This window comes from Leptospira terpstrae serovar Hualin str. LT 11-33 = ATCC 700639 (assembly GCF_000332495.1).
Lineage (GTDB): Bacteria > Spirochaetota > Leptospiria > Leptospirales > Leptospiraceae > Leptospira_A > Leptospira_A terpstrae.
Genome location: NZ_AOGW02000023.1, coordinates 36,834 through 60,170, shown reverse-complemented (window position 1 = coordinate 60,170; position 23,337 = coordinate 36,834). Strand labels below are relative to the sequence as shown.

Annotated in this window: 22 protein-coding genes; 14 read left to right on the top strand and 8 right to left on the bottom strand. The window is 39.6% G+C overall.

Annotated features, from left to right (window positions below; genetic code table 11):
- The first annotated feature begins 45 nt into the window (after positions 1–45).
- Positions 46–591, top strand: coding sequence for a peptide-methionine (R)-S-oxide reductase MsrB (msrB, locus tag LEP1GSC203_RS18530; protein ID WP_002975628.1), 546 nt, complete (start codon positions 46–48; stop codon positions 589–591).
- 17 nt (positions 592–608) lie between these two features.
- On the opposite strand, the gene LEP1GSC203_RS18525 is transcribed toward msrB, so the two are convergent.
- The 4 genes from LEP1GSC203_RS18525 to LEP1GSC203_RS18510 all read right to left on the bottom strand — a co-directional run bounded on the left by LEP1GSC203_RS18525 (position 609) and on the right by LEP1GSC203_RS18510 (position 3,293).
- Entirely contained in the window at positions 609–1,394 is a 786-nt protein-coding gene (locus tag LEP1GSC203_RS18525) for a hypothetical protein (protein WP_002975684.1), read from the bottom strand.
- Between the two features lie 3 nt (positions 1,395–1,397).
- Positions 1,398–1,604, bottom strand: coding sequence for a hypothetical protein (locus LEP1GSC203_RS18520; RefSeq protein ID WP_002975617.1), 207 nt, complete (start codon positions 1,602–1,604; stop codon positions 1,398–1,400).
- A gap of 86 nt (positions 1,605–1,690) precedes the next feature.
- The gene (locus LEP1GSC203_RS18515) at positions 1,691–2,245 is read right to left on the bottom strand and encodes a hypothetical protein (protein WP_002975776.1); all 555 of its coding nucleotides are present in this window, start codon (positions 2,243–2,245) and stop codon (positions 1,691–1,693) included.
- Complete coding sequence (locus tag LEP1GSC203_RS18510) at positions 2,229–3,293, bottom strand: KamA family radical SAM protein (RefSeq protein WP_002975689.1); 1,065 nt, start codon at positions 3,291–3,293, stop codon at positions 2,229–2,231. Before LEP1GSC203_RS18510 ends, LEP1GSC203_RS18515 begins: the two co-directional genes overlap by 17 nt.
- Before the next feature lie 68 nt (positions 3,294–3,361).
- On the opposite strand from LEP1GSC203_RS18510, the gene efp reads away from it, so the two are divergent.
- The 5 genes from efp to LEP1GSC203_RS18485 are packed head-to-tail and all read left to right on the top strand — an operon-like array spanning position 3,362 to position 7,855.
- Positions 3,362–3,928 carry an elongation factor P gene (gene efp, locus LEP1GSC203_RS18505; RefSeq protein WP_002975761.1) on the top strand — a complete coding sequence of 189 codons (567 nt, stop codon included), beginning with the start codon at positions 3,362–3,364 and terminating at the stop codon, positions 3,926–3,928.
- A gap of 2 nt (positions 3,929–3,930) precedes the next feature.
- On the top strand, positions 3,931–4,551 hold the full coding sequence (mtnB, locus tag LEP1GSC203_RS18500) for a methylthioribulose 1-phosphate dehydratase (protein WP_002975723.1): 621 nt from the start codon (positions 3,931–3,933) through the stop codon (positions 4,549–4,551).
- Complete coding sequence (locus tag LEP1GSC203_RS18495; RefSeq protein WP_002975615.1) at positions 4,548–5,288, top strand: SDR family oxidoreductase; 741 nt, start codon at positions 4,548–4,550, stop codon at positions 5,286–5,288. The genes mtnB and LEP1GSC203_RS18495 overlap by 4 nt, the downstream gene beginning before the upstream one ends.
- Positions 5,289–5,293: 5 nt before the next feature.
- Positions 5,294–6,031 (top strand): SDR family NAD(P)-dependent oxidoreductase, encoded by a 738-nt coding sequence (locus LEP1GSC203_RS18490; protein WP_002975732.1) that lies wholly within the window; start codon positions 5,294–5,296, stop codon positions 6,029–6,031.
- Positions 6,032–6,034: 3 nt separating this feature from the next.
- Entirely contained in the window at positions 6,035–7,855 is a 1,821-nt protein-coding gene (locus LEP1GSC203_RS18485) for a hypothetical protein (RefSeq protein ID WP_039938468.1), read from the top strand.
- 2 nt (positions 7,856–7,857) lie between these two features.
- On the opposite strand, the gene LEP1GSC203_RS18480 is transcribed toward LEP1GSC203_RS18485, so the two are convergent.
- The 3 genes from LEP1GSC203_RS18480 to LEP1GSC203_RS18470 form a co-directional block, all read right to left on the bottom strand.
- A complete protein-coding gene (locus LEP1GSC203_RS18480) occupies positions 7,858–8,817 on the bottom strand; it encodes a magnesium transporter CorA family protein (RefSeq protein ID WP_002975650.1) in 960 nt (319 codons plus the stop codon).
- On the bottom strand, positions 8,818–10,596 hold the full coding sequence (locus LEP1GSC203_RS18475; protein ID WP_002975713.1) for a M61 family metallopeptidase: 1,779 nt from the start codon (positions 10,594–10,596) through the stop codon (positions 8,818–8,820). It lies immediately after the preceding gene.
- A gap of 465 nt (positions 10,597–11,061) precedes the next feature.
- A complete protein-coding gene (locus LEP1GSC203_RS18470; protein WP_002975613.1) occupies positions 11,062–11,418 on the bottom strand; it encodes a VOC family protein in 357 nt (118 codons plus the stop codon).
- A gap of 65 nt (positions 11,419–11,483) precedes the next feature.
- Between LEP1GSC203_RS18470 and LEP1GSC203_RS18465 the strand changes: the two genes are divergently transcribed.
- Positions 11,484–11,762 carry a TIGR04454 family lipoprotein gene (locus LEP1GSC203_RS18465; protein ID WP_002975661.1) on the top strand — a complete coding sequence of 93 codons (279 nt, stop codon included), beginning with the start codon at positions 11,484–11,486 and terminating at the stop codon, positions 11,760–11,762.
- 11 nt (positions 11,763–11,773) lie between these two features.
- Here LEP1GSC203_RS18465 and LEP1GSC203_RS18460 read toward each other — a convergent pair whose 3' ends face one another.
- Positions 11,774–12,076 (bottom strand): hypothetical protein, encoded by a 303-nt coding sequence (locus tag LEP1GSC203_RS18460; RefSeq protein ID WP_002975590.1) that lies wholly within the window; start codon positions 12,074–12,076, stop codon positions 11,774–11,776.
- 44 nt (positions 12,077–12,120) lie between these two features.
- On the opposite strand from LEP1GSC203_RS18460, the gene LEP1GSC203_RS18455 reads away from it, so the two are divergent.
- From LEP1GSC203_RS18455 to metH, 7 genes are all read left to right on the top strand, one after another.
- A complete protein-coding gene (locus LEP1GSC203_RS18455; RefSeq protein ID WP_002975702.1) occupies positions 12,121–13,041 on the top strand; it encodes a DMT family transporter in 921 nt (306 codons plus the stop codon).
- A gap of 52 nt (positions 13,042–13,093) precedes the next feature.
- Entirely contained in the window at positions 13,094–14,221 is a 1,128-nt protein-coding gene (locus LEP1GSC203_RS18450) for an Lsa36 family surface (lipo)protein (RefSeq protein ID WP_039938465.1), read from the top strand.
- Between the two features lie 76 nt (positions 14,222–14,297).
- The gene (locus LEP1GSC203_RS18445) at positions 14,298–16,838 is read left to right on the top strand and encodes a methyl-accepting chemotaxis protein (protein ID WP_002975743.1); all 2,541 of its coding nucleotides are present in this window, start codon (positions 14,298–14,300) and stop codon (positions 16,836–16,838) included.
- A 67-nt stretch (positions 16,839–16,905) separates the two neighbouring features.
- The gene (locus tag LEP1GSC203_RS18440) at positions 16,906–17,895 is read left to right on the top strand and encodes an ArsR/SmtB family transcription factor (RefSeq protein ID WP_002975807.1); all 990 of its coding nucleotides are present in this window, start codon (positions 16,906–16,908) and stop codon (positions 17,893–17,895) included.
- Entirely contained in the window at positions 17,879–19,198 is a 1,320-nt protein-coding gene (gene ahcY, locus LEP1GSC203_RS18435; RefSeq protein WP_002975666.1) for an adenosylhomocysteinase, read from the top strand. Before LEP1GSC203_RS18440 ends, ahcY begins: the two co-directional genes overlap by 17 nt.
- Positions 19,199–19,246: 48 nt before the next feature.
- A complete protein-coding gene (locus tag LEP1GSC203_RS18430) occupies positions 19,247–19,546 on the top strand; it encodes a ferredoxin family protein (protein WP_002975800.1) in 300 nt (99 codons plus the stop codon).
- Between the two features lie 61 nt (positions 19,547–19,607).
- Entirely contained in the window at positions 19,608–23,324 is a 3,717-nt protein-coding gene (gene metH / locus LEP1GSC203_RS18425) for a methionine synthase (protein ID WP_002975705.1), read from the top strand.
- The last annotated feature ends 13 nt before the right edge of the window (positions 23,325–23,337 follow it).

Genomic DNA, 23,337 nt, shown 5'->3' with positions numbered 1-23,337 from the left:
TATAAAGGAAAGCTAAATTTTGATTTTCCCCCTAGTCTAAACTCTATGAAACGAATCACTTTCTTAACTCAGTTTTCCGTTGTTTTTATATTTTGTTTGTTATTGATTGTTTCCTGTTCGGAATCTTCGTCTCACTCTCCGAATAAAACGGAGAATTTGGAATTACGAAAAAAACTCACTGATCTGCAATACCGCGTCACCCAAGAAGACGAAACCGAACCACCATTTCAAAATGAATATTGGGACAACCATGAAGAGGGGATTTATGTGGATATAGTTTCCAAAGAACCACTGTTTAGTTCGAAAGACAAATTTGAATCAGGAACCGGATGGCCTAGTTTTACAAAACCACTTGTGAAAGCCAATGTGATAGAAATTGTAGATCGTACTTATGGAATGATTCGGACAGAAGTTCGTTCCAAAGTTGGTAATTCTCATCTGGGCCATGTTTTTGATGATGGACCAGCTCCAACAAACAAGCGTTACTGTATGAATTCAGCTTCTATGGAATTTATACCCAAATCCAAACTAGTAGAAAGAGGGTATGGAAATTTCCTTTCAGATTTTTCCCTATCAGATAAAAACAAATAACCTTTGTTTAGTTTTGATTAAGCCCAAAGATTCATCATAAACTCTTCGTCATTGCGAAGTGAAATGAGTTTGTATTTGGTTTCGTGAATGTCTTCCCGAGAGACTTCTCGTTTCCAACGAATGTCTACTTTGAGTTTACGCACACGGGTTTGGAGTTCAATCAATTCCCAAACCGAATCTTCCATTTCTTTTCTATAAAGATTTGTGAAAAGAGGAGCCACTTGGTCTGGAGTATCCATTTTCAAAAGTTCTACATGGGTTAAGTCATGGATGTTTTGCAGTGCCCAAATATGCAAAGTGAGAGTGGTGATTCTTTCTAGTTGGGAAATTTCATCTTTCGTATTTCTTGTGACTTGTTGTTTGAAAAAACGAATTCGTTTTTCTAAATATTGGATGAGATCCGACTTGGGAATTTCTTTTTGTTTCCATTTGTCCCAATCAGTTTTTAGATCCTCAAATAGTCCTTCCCCATAAAACACAGAAGAAGCTTCCATCAGTTGGAGGCTCCCTGGTTCTGAAATTTTTAATCTATGGCGAAGAGAATCGGCATCCCCAGCAATCATATTCACAGGTGCCACATCTTCCAACTTTTGTAAGGCGCGAGAAATTGAATCAATGAATTGGGATTTCATTTGGTCCGTGGAATGGGCCACCAAATAAAAGTTAAGATCCGATTCTGGATGGAAATCACCACGTTCCCTTGATCCATAAAAAAGGATTTGGTAGGGTTTGGAGGATGGGATGAGTTCTAATTCATCCAATACTTGTGCATAAAGATTAGGGTTCAGTGCTTCAAATTCCATAATTTATTCAAAGTATAATTTCATTCGGGAAAGGTTCTCTAAAATGGCTTTGAAGGCACGATCACGTTCTTCTTGGCCAGGGAAAGGAAGGGATTTTACATTATTGAGATCTTGGTAAATGATTTCAATGGAAGGTTGGTTAGGATTTTTTTTGATGGAGGCAACGTAATCCAAATTAATAACTTCCGATTCACCGAGTTTTAACCACATAGAATTTCTCCTCAAACCCTAAGGGTTGCATTCTATTTGCCTAATCTTTTTTTCTAAAAAAATCATGCTTTGTAGACATCCAATCCCTAGTACAATTCCAAAGATTGTAAGACCATCTCGTGGAGGTCTTTTGCCAGCTCCTTGGGTCCTGTCGAATGCGAGGTAATGGTCTCAAAAACCAGTAAAAATCCATTATGAATCCCTTCCCAACGAGCATAGAGTTGGGAATCGGACTGTGAAAAAACAAGGACACTGCATTTTTTCGTTCCCCATACAAAATAGGATACATCCGGGTTTTGGACTTCATCTTTATAAAAATAGGGAAATTGGGATTGGTTCTCTCTGTCAGTGGAAGATAACCTAAGCCATTGGATTTTTCCTTCCGCATCCAAACGGATTTCATAACTATTCCCAGTTCCAAAAATAGAACCAGATTTTAGAAGTTCAAAATTTTCTTTAGCCACCCAAACTGCATGGTAGGTGAGTCGTAGTTCCTTGGTTAGGTGGACCTTCTTTGGTTCCAGATTTTGATTTGGTTTTGGGAGCTCTGGTTTTATTGTCGCTTTCTGTTCTTTGGTCGATTGACAATCCAAAATCAAAAATAAAACCAATCCCAGGAGAATTTTAATGACCCACTTCATATTCATCTCCTAAATAGTTTTGGAATAGATAACCGTCTTTTGTTTTCTTTTGTAGATAGTCAGGAGAGAGGAGAACCTTGCCCCCTCCACCTGTTAAGTCTTTTACATAACTAGGGATCGTGATTCCGGAATGAAAACCCCGAAGTTTACGATAAATCTCTATTCCTCTTTCGATGGGTACTACAAAATCAGAGCTTCCAAACACTTCATCACATTGGTGGAGGTAGTAAGGTTTGATTCCAATAGATATCAATTTATAATTCAGTTCTGATAAAACTGTTTCGTCATCATTGATTCCAGAAAGTAAAACCGATTGGTTAAAAATAGAGACATGACCTTGTTTGATGAGTCGCATAACATACATTTTAGTTTCATCAGTGATTTCATTCGGATGGTTAAAGTGAGTGACCATATACAAAGGAAAGTATTTTGCAAAAACAGAGGCAAGGTCCTCGGTAAGTCGCATAGGCATGGTGACTGGGTGGCGGGAGTGAATCCTCACTTGGTTGATGTGAGGAATGGATTTTAATTCCCCTAAAAGATAATCTAAAGAAGAATCGGAAAGAGTGAGTGGGTCTCCCCCAGACAATATGATTTCTCGCAGTTCGGTGTGGTTCCGAAAGTAATCTAAAGCTTTTTCCCATTCGTTACGATTGGGTGTTTCTTCCGGAAAAGAAACTTTTCGTTTCCTTGTGCAAAACCGGCAATACACAGCACAGACATGAGAAATATACCAAATGGCACGATCTGGATAACGATGAGTCACACCTTTCACTGGCATGTATCTTTCTTCAGCCAGAGGATCTTCTACTTCATTGGGTTTTTTCGTCAGTTCTCCGGCTCGTGGAAGGATTTGTTTTCGGATAGGACAGTTTGGATTTTCTTTGTCGATTCGTTCCAAATAGTAAGGAGTGACGGCAAAACTAAATTCTTCGAGTGCCGGTGCAAAACTCTCCCTCTCTTCAGGAGTAAGAATCAGTTTTTCTTCCAATTCCGAAAGAGTAGTGATTCGGTTTTGTAATTGCCATTTCCAATCCGACCAAGTCATCGCTTATGACCATACTTCGGTTGACACAGGGCCAAGTCCCTCGGATTTTGTTTACGAGTAACGAAATTATGAACTTAGGCATTACAGAAGTAAAAAAAGGAATGATTCTCAAGATTGACAATGAGCTTTATTCCGTCGTCAAAACCGAGTTTGTGAACCCAGGAAAGGGTTCTGCATTCATCCGTACCAAACTTAAAAATATTGTTCGCGATTCTTCCATTGAAAGGACATTCAAAGCTGCAGAAAAACTGGAAAGTGTGGATTTAGAACGCCGCAAAATGCAGTACTGTTATGCTGACGGTGACCAGATCATCTTTATGGACGTCAACGATTACGAGCAGATCCCCGTTTCAAAAGATTATGTGGAAGACATCCTTCCTTTTATGAAAGAAGAAACACCAGTGGAAGTTGCATTTTACAATGAGAAACCAATTGGGGTCACACCTCCTAACTTTGCTGTGTTGGAAGTTACCTACGCAGAAGATGGATTGAAAGGGGACACAACTGGTCTTGCACTAAAACGTGTGACTGTTGAAACAGGTGGAGAAATCCAAGTACCCATCTTTATCAAACAAGGGGACACTGTCAAAATTGACCTCCGTGATTTGAGTTACGTGGAGCGAGTGAACAAATAGATTTGGATCCTAACTCCTCACTTCAGGAACTAACCAAACTCTCTCATACCTATTATGAAAGGCAGTGGATGTATGCCACTGCGGGAAATCTTTCTAGTCGCGCGGGAGATGTGTTTTGGATTACGGCTTCTGGAAAACACAAAGGGGAACTCACAGATAAAGACTTTGTTTGTGTTTCTGTTGAGGATGGTTCTTTGGTTTCTGCAGGTGTTGGTTTAAAACCCTCTGCAGAAACTAGCATCCATCAGGTGGTCTATTCCTCTCTACCTGATGCAGGTGCAGCTCTCCATGTACATACTTTGGATTCCAACTTACTTGAGTTTGGAATTGGGAAGGAAGAGGGTTTTCGGGACCTTCCTTTACCTCCGATCGAAATCATCAAAGCCTTTGGAATTTGGGATGAAAAACCTAATCTAAGTTTCCCCGTCTTTTACAACCATACTCATGTTCCCACCATTGCCCAAGAGATCAAACGTTACATAGAAACCAAAGGGAAACCGCAAGTTCCTTTTTTACTCATCGAAGGTCATGGACCAACGGTTTGGGGAAAATCGGTGGCAGAGGCCAATAAACATTTGGAAGCGGTCCACTTTCTTTTACAGGTGATGGCAAGACGAATATGAAAGATGGGACCCATGTGTATATTTTTGGAATTGGTTCCGGAATTGGACAAGGGCTCCACAAACGATTTTTAAGTGATCCTACCGTTTCTCTCTTTGGATTTTCTAGAAAGGGAAAAGAAACTCTCGCTTCATTCCCTGGAAAAGAAAACGGAACTTTTAGCTTCGATGCCAAAAATGAAAAAGACCTGGAAACGTTTTCCACTTCGCTTGATTCTCACTTTGGATTCCAACAAGATTTGCCATCTTCCCTTTCTTCTCTGCAACAAGTAGACCTTCTTGTTTACTTCGCCTTAGGGGATGGGGTGTTTGGCCCCATTGCCGAACTAAAGGAGAAGGAATTAAAATCCCATTTTGATCTAAATGTGCATTCCCTCATTTTACTTTCTAAGGCTTTTGCCCCTCTATTGTCTTCATTTCGCAGTTCCACTTTTGTTTTTTTAGGATCGACTGCGGGAAAACAAGGCTTTCCAGAATCTGTGGCCTATTGTGCCTCCAAACATGCGGTTTTGGGTGTGGCTCGGTCGCTCCGGGAGGAGTGGAAACCCTTCGGAACCAAGGTAATTCATGTAAGCCTCGGGGCCGTCGCCACTGAAATTTGGGACACGAGACCCCAGTTTGACAAGAATGATATGGTTTCTTCCTCGGACATTTCCGAGTATTTGTGGAGTATTTCCCACTTGCCTAAATCTATCTTTATCGATGACTTATCCATTACCCCAAAAAAAGGAATCTTATAGTTCCCATGGAATTCAAGGAATCGATTGTACTCGTGACCGGTGGCAGTGGCGGAATTGGAAGGGAAATTGTTCGTACCCTTGTCCTTTCAGGGTTTTCTGTCTGGAACCTGGACAAAGTGAGGCCCACATCCCCCATCCTCCAAGAAACCTATAGGGAAGTTGATTTGGCAGAAACCCCTTTTGTGGTAGAGAGGTCACTTTCCAAAATCATCCAAGAGAGTTCTGAGGCAGGAGATCTTTATGGGTTTGTCCACAACGCGGGGTTTGGTGGACCTTACCATCCGATTACAGAGGTTTCTGTGGAAGAATGGGAATCTATTTTTCGTATCAATTTAAATACTTTGTTCCTTCTATCCAAATTAGTATTACCTATTTTTAAAACTCAGAGTTTTGGACGCATTGTCGCCATTGCCTCGTCTTTATCCATTGTGGGTTCTGCAAATTCTGTTGCTTATTCTTCCTCCAAACATGGGTTAGTTGGATTTATCAGGTCAATTGCTGATGAATGGGGTAAGTATGGAATCACAGCAAATGCCGTAAGTCCAGGTTTTGTAGACACCAATATGGGAATCCAAGAAGACCAAATTTCTGATCATAAATTAAAAATCATAGAGAGAACACCTGTTAGGCGAATCGCAGAACCTTCCGAAATTGCTCGTGTGGTCAATTTCCTTCTTCAAAAGGAATCTGGATATATTTCCGGATCGAATTGGACTGTTGATGGCGGACTCACTGCCATTTAAACTATGAGAATATCACCTCCGCACGATCATTTTTTGCAACTGACAACCAAAGAAACCTTAGGAAGGTCTTCAGGGATCATTCTACAAAAAGAAGCTTTGTCCATCATGAAGACAGTAGAGGTACAAAGTTCACGCGAAAATATAGAAGCTGGGCATTTGTTTCGTCCAACAGACTCCAATTTTGAAAAACTAAAATTGGATCGTGAAACTGCATTAGATGCTTTGTGGCAGCTCATTGATTATGGTCTTACTACTCAACTTTTTGAAATCAAATTTGATGCTGATGTGGGTGAGTTACGTTTAGTCACGTTTCTTGTGGGGCTTCCTGGGGGAATGCCTTTAGAAGAACCCTATAAATTACTGATCACAAGATCTACGGAACATTTATTTCAATACATTCAAGCCAAACGCATCCTAACAGAAGAAACTTGGCGAACTGTACTGAACAAACTTGCGGACATTGATTATAAAGAAGAAAAAGGAAGTGGTGATGAATTGGACCGGTTGTTAGAACCAAAACAATTCCCCTTACAACCGTCAGCTGATATGTTGAAGAGGTCACGTGGACTAATCATTGATGAATTGGAATCGGACCCAAGGATTGTTGTCCTTCCCCATGTTGGGTTTTATTCAGTACCGGAAAGTGAAGCGGCCAACTTTTTACATATCGCCAATGAGTATTTGGTGACTAAAGTAGAACCTTTGGCAAAGGCTTTTGATACCGAAATTCGACTGGCCTTCGATCGTATCCATTCCACAACACCTGTGAGCGGGAATTCTGAACCTAGCGAAATTGATCTGATTCGTTCGAAAATTGATACCTTGTATGGTTTTAAAGAAATTTTAAAAGAAAATGGATTTTATCCTTTAGTTCATAATTTGCGAAAAGTGGCGGAAATGGCTGTAAAATATGCAGAACTGGAAAAAAAACGAGAAGTAGACCGACTCCTGAAAGTATATATGAAGATGTTGGATAGTCAATTTGACTTCGATTCCAGACTTCTTCGAATCAATTTGGAAAAAGACAACGAACATGATACGATCATCGTTGATCTTTTAAGAAAGAATCCAAAAGTCCTTTCTGCAGAATGGCATGACCAAGATGCAAAGATTGCTGTTTTCGTGAATAATAACCAAAACAATATCAAAGACATCAACCATTTGATCTTTCAAAATTATAGATTTACCACAGAACATATTTTATATTTAAAAGCCATCATTGAACTCAATGAAAAAGAATTAAAACCTATCTTCAAAGATGATGAGTTTGTGAAAACTTACGGCAAAAATCTCCAATCCGTTTATTTCAAATACATTCCTTGGTTTTATAAACTTTTCTACTTTTTGGGTGTGACTCCTATCGTGAACTCTGGTTATGCGAAGGCAAAATCAATACTAACCTATGCACAGATGGACCGCCAATTTTTGTACCAAAAACGTAGAGAAAATTTCTTTAAAAAGAAACTAAGAGAAAGAGAAGAGCGGCTTGAAAAAGAAAGGAAACAACAACTGAAACGAGCTCTTGTCTCAGCTTTAAGTGATGCTTATTTTCAAAAGAATTGTTTGCCTTCTGTGGATTGGCTTGGCTCTAACTATCCCGCATTTTCTGCTGAAACCTTAGAGAAAATGATTCCGGATTTTGCTTTTGTATCCACAACAGGAAAAACAGTGAAACCAAATTCTGTCATTTTATTTCCCAACTCCCCTGAGTTTGATTCACTAAACAAACGTTTGAAGGAACTATTTAATCAGTGGACCAGGGGAGAAGTAGAACCTCCAGAAGAAGATCCGGAATTATTGGTTCAAATTCGAAGTTTGATTTAGAATCAATACCAACGTTTGATTCTAAAATACAGTAACATTAGTATTCCTAAAAATCCCATCGCACCCAATGCAGAGATAAATCCATATTCCCATTCCAGAGTTGGCATATGTCGAAAGTTCATTCCGTAAATTCCTGCCACTAAAGACATGGGTAACATGATGGCAGTCATGATGGTGAGGATCTTCATTATCTCATTGGTTTTACGCGTGGAAATGGCGATATGTGCTTCTAGAGCAGAGGAAATAGATTCAATATTACTATCGACTAGTTCCAAAATTCGAAGGGAATGGTCTCTTACGTCGCGAAAGAAAGCATCTGCCTCATCACTAAAAAAACTATTTTTAATTTTTTCTAAATCTTCCAAAACTTCTTTGTTTTGTAACATCCCTTTTTTGATCGAAAGAAGGCTTGATCGCAAACTATAAACGTTACTGATGTCTAGAGACTTTGCATTCCCAAAAATTTGTTCTTCAAAATGTTCTATCCGTTCCTCTATTTTTTGGGTGATAGCAAGTGTATGGTCTGTTTCAATATCCAAAATTTTATGAACAATGAATTCATACCCGCGTGCCAAAATTTTGTTATTCACCTTCCACTGGTCTATGATGTCGCCAATAGTATCGCGGTAGTCCAAGGTTAGAGAGATAATTTGGTTTGGAGTAAGAATGAAGTTAAAGTTTTTTTGTGTGAGTTGGTTTCTTTCAAAATGGAAACCTCGGAAAATAAAGAAAATATAATTGTGAAAGATTTCCAGTTTTATCCTACTATTGGGATTTAAAATATCTTCAATTGTAAGTTGGTGGATATCATGTTTCTGAAAGAGAAACATCAGTTTTTCCTCATTCTCAGCTGTAATATGGATCCAATGTTTTGGATGCCTGTGTGAAAGGGGAAGAGGTCTATCAAGAAGTACTTCATCTTTACTAGAGGGTGTTAAAATATAATTAAAGAGAGCTGGCATTTATACAATATTCCTTAGGAAAAATTCTCGTAGTTCTTTTCTGTCATCAGAGCAGTCTTCTGCTATCACAAATTTTCTAGTTTTGTAATATCCGGAAGCAGTAATCATAGATTCTTTGATTTTCCCAGCACGGGAAAGGATGAGGTGGAATTTTTCACCCGGCCCTAAATTTTTTTCTAACTTTTGCAATGAGTTTGCAGTGGCCCGTTTCCCATTAATGGCAAGGATTTCATCGTCTAACATCAAATCAAACGAAGCCATATCTGCTTTGTGCAAGAGTTTCTGAATGTATAAATTCCCATTTTTTTCTTTTGTTTTGAACCCAGTGTCACCAACTCTATCGGTTTGGATTCTTTGGATTCCAATGATATCTAAATAGTGGTCCACAGGAATTGGTTTTGGATATTCTAAGTATTGGTTGAATTCAGTTTTAAGATCTACTCCTGTCACTTCTTTCACAGTGTCAAAAAACTCTTGTTTGGTGAATCCTCGGTTTTTTGTTTTAACAAAAATTTCATTTAATTTTTGGAACACATGGCGAATGGTTTTTTTCTCTTTTGATTCTTTGAGTAAAAATAAATTCATACAAAGGGCGATCACCCCACCTTTCGTATAATAAGAGACAGTGATATTGTGGCTATTTCCATTTCGTTTGTAATACTTTGTCCAAGCGGTAAAAGAAGATTCCTCAAGGCTCATCCAATAATCAGCTTCATTGTCTTCCAAAGAAAAAATATCTGATTGGAGTTTGGATAGGTATTCTTCTTTGGAGAGAAAACCAGAGTGGAAGAGAAAATAAGCATCATAAAAACTAGTGAATCCTTCTGCAATCCACAACTCACGAGTTAGGTTTGGTTTTTGGTAGTCAAAGGGACCAAGGGCAATGGGTCGAATCCGTTTGATATTCCAAAGATGAAAGTATTCATGAGATAAAAGTTCGAGTAACTTTTTGTATTCTTCCTCATCATAAATCAGTTCTGGATTGAAGTAATTGATACTAGAGGCTCTATGTTCCAATCCACCGTAAGCAGGTAAACTTAAATTAAGAACAAATAGGTAGTAAGGGTTAGGTGAATCCATCATCCAATCGATTTGGGTTTCGGTAATTCGTTTTAGATCCAGAGCTAACTTGGTTTTAAAATCAAAAGTTACATCGCCCTCCACAAGTAATTCATGTTTAGTGGAGCCTGAAGTAAAAAAGACCGAGTTTTGTTTGCTTAAGTGAAATGGTGAATCAAAGAGTTCGTCAAAATTTTCAGCAAAAAATATATGATTGTCTTCTTCACTTCGAGTTAGACTTGAATACACGTAAGGGAAATGATTGGAAACTTGAAACTGAATTGTAGAAGATTGTTCTAGTTTTCCTTCTGGGTATAAAAACAAAGCAGGAGGATTGATAAACCCAAACTCAGTTTCTAAATAATTAGTCCTCACAGTAAAGTCTTCAAAGGCATAAATGATATAAGAAATTTCAAATTCAGGAGGGAGATTTTTTAATTTCCAACGGTGTAGGTCTACCATCTCCCAATGTACAGATTCTCCTGTATTGGAATTTTTGACCTCGAACTTGTGTAAGTGAGTACCATAATCTCGGATCATGTAGGAACCGGGGGTCCAACTGGGCAAACAAAAGTTCATCTCCAATTGGTCTGTTTTGACACGAACTGTAACCTGAAAGTAATGTTTGAAAAGATCAAAAATAGAGACTTCAAAATCCAGCTGGAGCGAGTTAGACTGGTCGGACTTGCCTAAGGTTTTTTCCTCTTGTTCTTTTGCCATGGTTACACTATCTTCTTTTATTTTTAGTTTTGATCAAATGTTTTCTTGACGTTTTTTCTTTATAGTACTAGAAAAGGCATAGCTAAGGTATGAGCAAAGGAGGTGGTCTAATTGGATAGTAGTTGTTACAACAAAAGATTTTTGACTCGCGAGGTGGCTGGGCAATAACGCCTCTAGCTTTGTTGCAAAACCGACCAGACACAGTCTTTCCAAGTTCCAAACGGGTGGTCTCCTTTGGGCTTATGCAGTCGCTTGGAAAGATTCCTTTCTGCCTTTTCCAAAGGAAAATGTCTCCTCTATAGGTTGAATTTTAATAGTATTTCTGATAACTTGGAATTAATTCCTGTCATACGAAGTGAGTTGGCTGACATAGTTTCTGATTGTTCCGATAACACTTGTTTAATGTTCATTCTCTTGGATTATATTCCTAAGTGAATGTTACCTTACGTAAATTTGGTTGTTTACTCAACTCATTTCTAAATGCGGCTCTAGTTTTTCTGGATACGTGCTTACTCCCAAATGATTTCCATCACTATCCAAAAAGTATATTGTGTAATCAGTTTGGTTTTGGATTTTCACTTGGTTGAGAAATTGAGTCCATGCGGAACTTTCTGTTTTCGAATAAGAAAAAACAAGAGCGCGGGGGGACTGTTTCTCTCCTTCTTCTAACATTAGTATGAACGAACCGAATCCGATCCATAGGGAACGAACCTCTCCTGATTCGTAATAGAATTCTTTAATTTTTTTTGAACCGGGAATTTTGAGGTAAAATTTGGCTAAATGGGAAGGGTGGGGTGTACCTATGGCTATATGGTGAATCATTTTTTTGTTTTCAAATCCCTTTCTAAAAAAGAAGCTATCATGAAATCTATGTATCGGAGTTTTTCATGAAAAAATCCCTCATTTTGGCGCTCGCTCTCGGGCTTTTCTTGGCGAATTGTAAATCCAAAGTGTATACCCAAGAAGAGTGTGAGTCTGCTCTCGCTAGCACGTTCACTCAAATCGAAGAAGAAGCTAAAAAGAATCCAGCAGCGGCACCAGTTCTCGCAGGATTACAACAAGGTAAACAAAAAATGATCGATCAGTGTATGGAAGGAAAATTTGATCCAAACTGTTTGAAAAATGCCCCAGGTTTTGCTGGCATTATGGGTTGTGTAAAAAAATAATTCTACAAATCCTACCGGGGACTTTCGTTCCCGGTTTTTCTTTCTTCCTCTAAACTTTCAAATCCACCAGGTTCTGCATAACATCCGTGAGTCCGGTACGGTCCATCTTCAAAAAAACGAATTTCTTGAGCGTATCGTTTTCCTTCCTTTAAACATTGTTTGCAGATAAAAGGACGAATTGCCCAGTCCTCACATTCTTCTGGCCGAAAACTCGGAAACACTCGTAAAAATGGTTTCGAAATTTCATCTGCAGGGGAACCCCAAAGGACAAATCCAAAAATTACAGATATCCCCAAAGCCAAAGTTAGTTTCATTCAATAAAACTATCGGGATTTATTGCCTTTTTCAGGATGGACTTGTGAGAGAAAAATTAAGTACAGAATGGAAAGGGGTAGTTCTTGTTCTTGTCGGAGCACTTTTATTCAGCGCAAAGGCGGTCGTAGTAAAGTTAACCTACCGGTATGAAATCTCTGCGATTGGATCCCTTTTCTTTCGAATGTTATTTGCCTTTCCTTTTTTGGTTTGGATTGCATGGAAAGCAGAACAGGAAGAAGGAAAAACCATTCTTACCAAAAAAGATATCATCCATGTCCTTCTTATGGGAGTGGTGGGTTATTATTTAGCAAGTTTATTTGATTTTTTGGGACTAAAGTACATCAGTGCTGGGCTTGAACGAATCATTCTTTTTATCTATCCTACTCTTGTAGTCTTACTATCCTTTCTCTTTTTAAATAAGAAAATTTATATCCGAGAAGTGTTTTCTCTACTTTTGACCTATACCGGTGTCTTTTTAGCTTATGGACAAGATGTGCAATTAGGTTCTGCAAAAGATGTGAGTTTGGGTGCGTTTTTTATTTTGTTATCTGCGCTCACTTATGCCATTTACTTGATGGGGAGTGGATCCATCATTCCGAAGTTAGGTGCTAAAAAATATACAGCTTGGGCTTTGATTGTTTCTTCTGTTGCAGTGTTTGTCCATTTTGCAATTTTTGGTACCTTTCAAGAGCTGAAGCAACCTTTCTCTTTTTATGCTCTTGCTTTTGTAATGGGTACAGTCAATACAGTAGTGCCTGCGATTTTTGTTTCCGAAGGGATCAAACGTGTTGGTAGCAAAACAGCCGCTATAGTAGGCTCAGTTGGACCAATGTCGACTCTTTTTTTGGCATATTGGTTACTAGACGAACCGATAACAATACTACACAGCATTGGTACTTTATTCGTACTCACGGGAGTTTTTTGGATTAGTACGGCAAAAAAAGCAAAAGAAGTGTCTGTTTAGGAAAGAATTTATCTTTCCAATTGTTGAAAATAGGTAGAGAATACGGATCAATATGAAATTACGAAACATGCTGCTTTTACTAGTATTTGTCACAGCTTTGTCGCAAAGCGAACTGCAAGCACAATTCACTTGTGAAGGATCAGCCTGTAGTTTTTTACCATCTACACTGACAGAAGCAGGGAATGGTTCCCTGAAAAAATTTGAAACAGGATACTTAAACGAAGTACTCAAAACAAATTTAGAAGCAGGTTTTCTTGCCAACGTAGGTGCTAGTAATATCGGAACAGGTACTGTGCGCCGCATCCAATTTGGAGTGAGTGTATCAGCCGCTGGATACAAAAAAGACGATATCCAAATCAAAGATGATTATATCAAATACCCGAAACTTCCGAACGTAGGTGGAGCTGTCATACCTTCTTTTCATTTGGATATCAACCCTGGTTGGTTACTCGGAACTTCTGAAGGTGGTTATGTTCGAAGGATAGGTATCTTTTTACATGGTATGAATGTCGCCGTCACAGAAGACCAAATCCAGGCTGCTTCTAATAATAAAAATTATGAAGGACGTATCGCCGTACGGTCGTATGGTGGAATGGTCCGTTACCAATTGATAGAAAAAGAAGGTTTTTTAATGAACCTAATCACTTGGAACGGAATCAATGTGGGTGTGGGCCATCATGTGATGGAACAGAATATGAGTCTTAGTTATTTAGAAGGAAAAGCTGCCCAAATTGAATTTCAAGGTGTGAAAGGAAAATGGGGCGGCGATACCAACTTTGCATTTAATACCAAAGTCCAAACTACCAATATCGATTTGCGTACAGGCCTTGGTGTGTTTTGGATTGCCAATGTCATCGTGGGTGGGGGTTACAGCTGGAACTCAGGAAATAACTCTGCCTCTCTCTCAAGACGTGGCCCTTTTGTCGTTACTTTAAACGATTCCCTTCCTCTGGAACTTCCTCGTGAATACCAAGCTGCCTTGGACAAGGAACTCCTTGCCCAAAACCCGAATGCTACACTCGGCTTTCGAGCTAGTGGTGAGTCCCATTCCAAACGGGGGATCGGGTATGGAATTGTTGGTTTGGAACTGGATTTATTCCTAGTTAAGGTGATTGCTGAAGGTTTGTACGGTGGCAAAGATCTCTACTCGGCCAACGTGGGTGTAAAACTCTCTTTTTAGGAAAACTTCGGGGAAATCCATAAAACCTTGCCGTATGGGATACGGAAATTACCTTGCGTCTTAGGTCTAAGTTTCAATGAAGTTATACAAACGCTACGCAAGGGCATTCACTCTCGCCTCCCAAGTTTTTTCTTTGGGAATCGTGGTTCCCATCGGAATCGCTTTAATTCTATTCTATGTCGATTTAAGTCCTACGCAGATCAAAACTTTCATTGGGGCAACAATCGCTGCTGCTCTTGTGAGTTTGCTCCTTCCGTCGTTCATCTTTCCTAAAAAATTAAAAGCGATCAAACAAGGACTCATAGAGCTCGAATCGCAAACAGAGAAAGATCCAAAAACCTATGTTGCTGTTTGGAACCTGATTGCCAAGATGCCTGTGGTGGGTGCACTTGTGGGAAGTGCCCAGTGGGCATTAGCTCTTCCCATTGTCATTGGTCCTCTTTTATACCTTCCCGAAACCAGTAAATCAGATTCATTCTATATCGTTTGTGTTTTGATTCTTACTGCACTTCTCAATGTGGTGTTTTCTTTTATCCTTTTGGAAAAAGCATCTCATTTGGTATTGGAAGATGAGATCTTCCAAGCAGAACTAAAAGAAAGGATTTCTCCTTATTATAGAAACTTAAGAAATACAGTTCCCGTGATATTTTCACTTATGGTTATGGTTCTCTCTATTTTCCTTTTGATTTATGCATTTAATGTCAATGCTAAGTCTTTGGAAAAAGCCTTTTCGAACCAATTGTATAATTTCAATCAAAGTAATGAAGCGGGGATCAATGTTTATTTTGAATCCGTGGAAATCAATTTGAAAGAAGTGGCTTCCTTACCTGCAGTAAGAACAGCCTTGGAAACTAAAAATTACAAACTAGCAGAGCCGATACTTGCAAAAGTACTCGGGGACTCCCAACTGCTTTTGGAAAATGCATTCCTTGCTTCCATTGCAGAAGGTGTACCCATTGTTGCCACTGGTCTACCGAATGGTTCCAGTGTTGGTTATTCATTAGCATCCAATCCAGATTTATTGGAAAATATCAATGCAGCTAAAGAAGGGAAAATCCATGTAGGAACCGCCGTAAAATCTCCATTTAACGGAAATATTGTGATCATGGTGACAAGTCCTGTAAAAAGTGCCAATGGAACCATCATTGGAATGGCTGGAATGCCATTTCTTGTGGGAAAAGCAATGGAATCCTTTCTTAAAAACGTAAAGATTGGAACCACTGGTTATTCTTTCCTTCTCGATAGAAAATCCACTATGGTATACCATCCAAATCCGAAATATCTAATGCATAGTTTTAAGAACTCAGAATTTGAAGCTTTGGCAAAAAATGCGGGAGAAACCGAATCTTTTCGTAACCCTTGGGAAGGGTCTACTTTTTTACTAAGAAGAAAAGTAAGCGAGAAATATGGGCTTCAATTTTTTTCTACTATTGATTTAAAAGAAATTGAGGTAGAGAGTTTATCTTCCCTAAGGGGACTAACAGTGATTAGTATTGTTGGTGCTGCATTTATTGCATTAGCTATTTATTTATTGTTTACCGCAAGATTCAAACCAATGAAAACCATAGGAAAAATTCTGCAAGACATCGAAGTTGGGGACCTTCGCCATAATGCAAAAATGGAATCTTCCGATGAGTTTGCAAGACTTGCCCGTGGACTAAACGCCACTTTAAAACAAATTTCTGAAGTAGTAGGATCCAATCAGGCTTTTTCTGAAGATCTAGCTTCTTCCGCAGAACAAATGTCTGCTTCACTCAATATGCTTTCTTCGAATGCCCAAACGCAGGCTGCGTCAGCAGAAGAAATTTCTGCCTCCATTGAAGAAATCTCGGCTGCAGTACAAAACGTAGATGCACAAGCAGAAGACCAGTTTCGCAAAGTAGATTTTTTGAAATTAAAAATGGCTGAACTTTCCAGTTTGATTGAAGCAACGGGAAGACAAGTAGGTAAAGCATCTAAGGATGTAACTCTCATCTCGGAAGAAGCAAAGTCAGGCCAAGCTTCACTGGATTCAATGAGAAATTCCATTACCAAAATTAGTAACAGTTCCGAAGAAATTGGAAGTGTCATTGAAATCATCAATACTATCTCGGAACAAATCAACTTACTTGCGCTAAATGCTGCTATTGAGGCTGCACGAGCGGGAGTGTATGGAAGAGGATTTGCCGTCGTTGCCGATGAAATCGGGAAGTTGGCTGAAAAAACAGCAAGTTCTATCAATGACATAGGGGAGCTCATCCAAGCGAATGAAAAAGAAATCGAAAGTGGTCGTGAGAATATCGAAACCACTATTTCTCTCATTCAGAGAATCATCCAAGGAGTCAGTTCCTTCAACGAAATGACAGATAGCATTGAAACTAGCACAAGAGAACAACTCATCATCAACCAGAAGGTGGGGGAAGAAGTGGATAAGGTGAACCAGATCAGTCAGGCCATTCGTTTGTCCATGGAAGAACAGAAAAATGCGATCGGGGAAGTGGCACAAGCCATCTTCAGCATCAACGATTTGACCCAAGGCACAGCGGCTGGGCTCGAAGAGATGACTGCTACCTCCAATGGGATCGCAAATTTAGCGGAAACCCTCAAAAGAAAGATCAATTTCTTCAAAATCTCCTGATTTTTTAGCATATTTTGCTTGCCGGAGTCTACATATCAAGATTTCTTGATATGTAGATATCTTGGATATGGCAACCGAAACCCTTTCTCAATCTAGGCCTTCTGGCCACCTGCTTTCTGCAACCAAAGCCATATCCGATGAAACCCGGATTCGGATCCTCCATATCTTAAGTTTTGGGGCTTTTTCTGTGAACGAAGTGGTGGAAATTCTAGGTATGGGCCAGTCTCGGATTTCCCGCCATTTGAAAATTCTCACCGAAGCTGGACTTATTGGGTCTCGTAGGGAAGGAAGCCTTGTTTATAGTTTTCTTCCTGAGGAAGAAGATATTAATCTAAAGTTTCCCTTAGAGCTCACCAAATTATTGTTATCTTATAAAGAAGACCTTCCATCAAGAGAACGGGACCAAAAAATGGTCCATCAAATCCTGGAAACTAGGGAACGAAAATCAAAATCCTTTTTTGATACTGTAGCCGAAAGTTGGGAAAAGTTACAAGAAGAGACTTTACATCCGAAACTCTACCGGTCTTGGATTTTGCAAGAACTCCCCAATTGTGAAAACATTTTGGATCTGGGCTGTGGGCCTGGTGGCCTTATTCCTTTTCTCTTAAATAAAGCCAAACATGTTACAGGTGTAGATAACTCATCTAAAATGATCGAAAGTGCATCGACCAATTATGGAAAAAATCCTAGTGTGAGTCTCATCCAAACTCCTATGGAACATTTGCCACTGGCAACTAATTCTTGTGATGCGGTCGTAGCCTCTATGGTGATGCATCATATCTCTCATCCACCCACAGTGCTCGAAGAAGTGGCTAGGGTTTTGAAGCCAGGTGGAGTTTTATGTATTGTAGATTTGGGGAAACACAATGCGGAATATATGCGTGATAATTTTGCGGATTTGTGGCTTGGATTTGAACCAGAATTATTTGAGTCCTGGTTGTCCAATGCAGGTTTTCGCGTCGGATCTATGAATGAGATCCAAACAGATTCAAGTTTTAAAATTTTAACTATCAAAGCAACAAAGGAAGAAGGAGGACAATATGTCCACAGCAACTGAAACAAAATCGGAAAGATTGCCATTTAAAGTGAAGGATATCTCTCTTGCAGAATGGGGAAGAGAAGAGATCATTTTGGCAGAAAAAGAAATGCCGGGCCTTATGGCTCTTCGTAAAGAATTCGGAACTTCTAAGCCACTGAAAGGTGCTAGAATTTGTGGATCTCTTCATATGACAATCCAAACAGCGGTTCTAATTGAAACCTTGGCTGCATTAGGTGCTGACATTCGTTGGTCCTCGTGTAACATTTTTTCAACGCAAGACCATGCAGCAGCTGCCATTGCTAAAGCAGGAATTCCTGTATTTGCATGGAAAGGTGAAACAGAAGAAGAATACTGGTGGTGTATTGAACAAACACTATTTTTTGATGGTGGTAAAGGACCGAACATGATTCTTGATGATGGTCATGATCTTACTCATTACATCCACGAAAAATACCCACAACTTCTTACAGACATCAAAGGTGTTTCAGAAGAAACAACTACGGGTGTAATCGCTCTTCATAAAAAATTAAAAGCAGGAACTTTAAAAATCCCTGCAATCAACGTAAATGACTCTGTCACAAAATCAAAGTTTGATAACCTTTATGGTTGCCGTGAGTCACTTGCTGACGGGATCAAACGTGCTACAGATGTAATGCTTGCTGGAAAAGTAGCACTTGTTTGTGGATACGGTGACGTAGGAAAAGGTTCTGCTGCATCCCTCCGTAACTTCGGTGCTCGAGTGATTGTAACTGAAATCGATCCTATTTGTGCTCTTCAAGCAGTAATGGAAGGATACCAAGTCCTACGTGTAGAAGATGTAATCGAAAATGCAGACATCATTGTAACGGCAACGGGAAATGATGATATCATTACTCTCGAAAACATGAAAGCAATGAAAGATGGTGCTATTCTTTGTAACATTGGTCACTTTGATACAGAAATTCAAATGTCTCGTTTGAATTCTGAAAAAGGTGTGATCAAAAAAGAAATCAAACCACAAGTTGATAAATATACTTTCCCTAACGGTAGATCCATTATCGTTCTTGCAGAAGGTCGATTGGTTAACCTTGGTTGCGCTACTGGTCACCCATCGTTTGTAATGTCTAGTTCATTCACTAACCAAGTTTTGGCTCAGATCGAACTTTACACTACAAAATATGAGTTAGGTGTTCATCGTCTTCCAAAACACTTGGATGAAAAAGTAGCAGCACTTCATTTGGAACAATTGGGAGTTCGTTTAACAAAACTCTCTCAAAAACAAGCTGATTATATCAGTGTTCCACTCGAAGGTCCATACAAACCGGACCACTACCGATACTAAAAAAATCGCCCTTTTTGGAAGAATCCAGAAGGGGCAATGGAGTTTCTCATGGCTTATGTTGTAACTGAAATTTGCGTTGATTGTAAATACACAAGTTGTGCAGCAGTTTGTCCGGTAGAGGCTTTTCATGAAGCACCGGACACTTTGTACATTGATCCGGACACTTGTATTGACTGTAATGCTTGTCAATATGAATGCCCAATTGATGCTATTTTCCCGGATTATGACGTTCCGGAAAAACACAAACCTTCTATTGAAGTAAACGCAAAAGAAGCAAACAAATACCCGGTGATAGTAACAACCAAACCACCCCTTAAAGGTGCAAAGTGTTCTGATCCGAGTAAATAAAAGATTTATAGGGTGTGTGTCTAAATTCATGCACCCTTTTACTATATACTAATATAATTATATGAAATTTGAATATACCAATCCATCCTCCAAATCCCTTTTAAAACTAATGAATGAGAGAATTCTCATTTTAGATGGTGCTATGGGTACCATGATCCAAAGACATTCTTTGGAAGAAGATGACTTCCGTGGAGATCGTTTTAAGGATTGGCCAGTTTCCATCAAAGGAAATAACGATGTTTTAGCGATCACTAGACCCGATATCATTGAATCTGTCCACTTGGAATACCTTGAAGCTGGTGCTGACATCATTGAAACCAACACATTTAGTTCGAACATCGTCTCCCAAGCGGACTACCAAATGGAATCTGCCGTTCGAGATCTAAACCTTGCTGCCGTTTCTTGTGCTAAAAATGCTGTCGCTAAATACAAAGAAAAAACTGGGAAAACAGAGGTATTCATTGCCGGTTCCATTGGACCTACTGTAAAAACTGCATCTCTTTCTCCAGATGTAAACAACCCGGCTTTTCGGGCTGTCACCTTTGATGAGTTAGTGGATTGTTTTTATGAACAAGTATCTGCACTACTTGATGGTGGTGTGGATTTACTTTTACCAGAAACCAATATTGACACTTTAAATCTGAAAGCATGTATTTTTGCGATCGAGAAAGTTTTTGAAGAACGCAAAATTCGTATCCCCGTAATACTTTCTGTGACCATTACTGATGCCTCTGGTAGAACACTTTCTGGTCAGACAGGAGAAGCGTTTTATATATCAATTAAACATGCCAAAGCTCTTGCTGTTGGAATCAACTGCGCGCTTGGTGCAGGAGAGATGCGTCCTTATATCGAGGAACTTTCTCGTGTAGCAGATTGTTATGTGTCTTGTTATCCGAATGCGGGACTTCCCAATGCTTTCGGTGGGTATGATCAAACACCAGATGAGTTTGGTGGTTGGATGAAAAATTTTGCCGAATCAGGTTTTTTAAATATTGTAGGTGGATGTTGCGGGACAACCCCAGACCACATAAGAGCGGCTAAAGTGGCAGTTACCGGTATTACACCTCGTCCACTCAAAGAACAACCGAAACTGAGTACGTTTGCGGGACTCGAACCATTGAAACTCACCAAAGACCAAGGTTTTATCAATGTGGGCGAACGTAACAACGTAACAGGATCTCCAAAATTCAAAAAACTCATCTTAGATGGGAATTTTGAAGAAGCAGTCCAAGTGGCACTCCAACAAGTACAAGCTGGTGCCAACATCATCGACATCAACTTTGATGAAGCTCTCCTCGACGGGGAAGCATCGATGACTAAGTTTTTAAACTTAATTGCAGGAGAACCAGACATTGCTCGAGTTCCCTTTATGGTGGATTCTTCCAAATGGTCAGTTTTACTTGCAGGTTTAAAATGCATCCAAGGAAAACCCATTGTCAACTCGATCTCATTGAAAGAGGGAGAAGAAGTATTTTTAGACCATGCACGCACCATCCAAAGATTTGGAGCAGCTGCTATTGTAATGGCTTTCGACGAACAAGGGCAGGCGGCAACCAAAGAAGACAAAGTACGAATTTGTAAACGTGCCTATGACCTACTTGTAGAAAAATTAGATTTTGATCCTACCGATATTATCTTTGATCCGAATATCCTTACTGTAGCCACTGGGATAGAAGAACATAACAACTATGCGATGGATTTTATTGAAGCCACTCGTGAGATCAAACAGGTTTGTCCTGGTGCCAAAGTATCCGGGGGCTTAAGTAATATTTCCTTTTCTTTTCGTGGGAATAACCCTGTCCGAGAAGCAATGCACTCCGTATTTTTATACCATGCCATCCAAGCAGGAATGGATATGGCGATTGTCAATGCAGGGATGTTAGAAGTATATGAACAAATTCCTAAAGACTTACTCGAACTCATTGAAGATGTGATTCTTAACCGTCGTCCTGATGCTACAGAACGTTTGATTGATGCCGCTGCTACCTTTCATGGGGAAGCTAAGGTTCAAAAGAAAGACGATGTTTGGCGGAGTGGTACTGTTGAAGAACGTCTCACACATGCCCTTGTGAAAGGAATTGATGAATTTGTAACCCAAGATACAGAAGAAGCTCGAACAAGTTTTGCAAGGCCACTGGAAGTGATTGAAGGGCCACTCATGAACGGGATGAAAGTTGTGGGAGAACTGTTTGGTGCAGGGAAAATGTTTCTTCCACAAGTGGTAAAAAGTGCAAGGGTAATGAAAAAAGCCGTGGCCTACTTACTCCCCTTTATGGAAGAAGAAAAACGAAACCAAAAAGACGAAAGTAAACAAGCAAAATTTCTTATCGCTACTGTAAAGGGAGATGTTCATGATATTGGTAAAAATATTGTGGGTGTTGTACTTGCATGTAACAACTATGAGGTGATTGACCTTGGAGTTATGGTACCTTGTGAAAAGATTTTAGAAACGGCAAAAAGAGAAAATGTAGCAGCCATTGGTCTATCTGGTCTTATCACTCCTTCTTTGGATGAGATGGTATATGTTGCAAAAGAAATGGAACGCCAAGGATTCCAAGTGCCACTTCTCATCGGTGGGGCAACAACTTCCCCTGCACACACTGCCGTAAAAATTGCTGAACAGTATTCGAAGCCAGTCCTTCATGTGATGGACGCTTCTCGTGTTGTAAACGTAATGAACAGTGCTCTCAACCCACAAACCGCAGTGGATTATGCAAAATCTGTGATTGAAGAACAGACTAGAATCCGCGAAGAATTTTATTCTCGTGAGAACGAACGAAACATTCTACCAATCCAAGATGCTATCAAAAACAAATTCCATGCAAAATGGGATGACTATACTCCACCTAAACCAAGTTTTACGGGAGTAAAAAAGATTGATGATGTAAGTTTAAATGACTTACTTCCTTTTATCGATTGGTCTCCATTCTTTTTAGCTTGGGAATTAAAAGGCAGATACCCTCAGATTCTAAAGGATCCAGTGATTGGAAAAGAAGCCACTTCTTTGTTCAATGACGCACAAATCATTCTGAAAGAGATGTTAGAAAACCCTTCACTCAAACCAAGGGCAGTAGTGGGGATGTTCCCTGCGGTTTCTCATGGAGAAATGGTTGAAATTTTTGAAGATGATTCCAAAACCAAATCGTTGGGTCTTTATCCTATGTTACGCCAACAAACGGTAAAAATGACAAACCAACCAAATTATAGTTTGGCGGATTTTATAGCTCCCAAAGATAAAAACAAAAATGACTACATTGGTTTTTTTGCAGTCACGGCTGGACATGGTATTGAAGAGTTAGCAAAAACTTATGAAGCCAAACAGGACGATTATAATTCAATTTTAGTGAAGGCACTTGCGGACCGTTTTGCCGAGGCCTTCGCCGAATACATGCACCATAGAATGCGTGGAGAATGGGGATTTGGAAAAGATGAAAATCTAACTACTGAAGACCTCATTCGTGAGAAATATCGCGGAATTCGTCCAGCCCCTGGGTATCCTGCATGTCCTGATCATACAGAAAAAAAGAAAATTTGGAAACTTTTGGACGTAGAAAAAAATGCAGGCATCCAACTCACAGAATCCTGTGCGATGTGGCCGGCAAGTAGTGTCAGTGGGTATTATTTTTCTCACCCTGAGTCTCGGTATTTTGCCATTGGTAAAATTAACGAAGACCAGGTGGTCGAATATTCCAAAGACAAATCTATGGAAAAATCTGAAGTGGAACGTTGGCTCTCACCAATTCTCAACTATGATCCTTCTCGTAAGTCTAAGACTTAAGAGATAGTGAGGA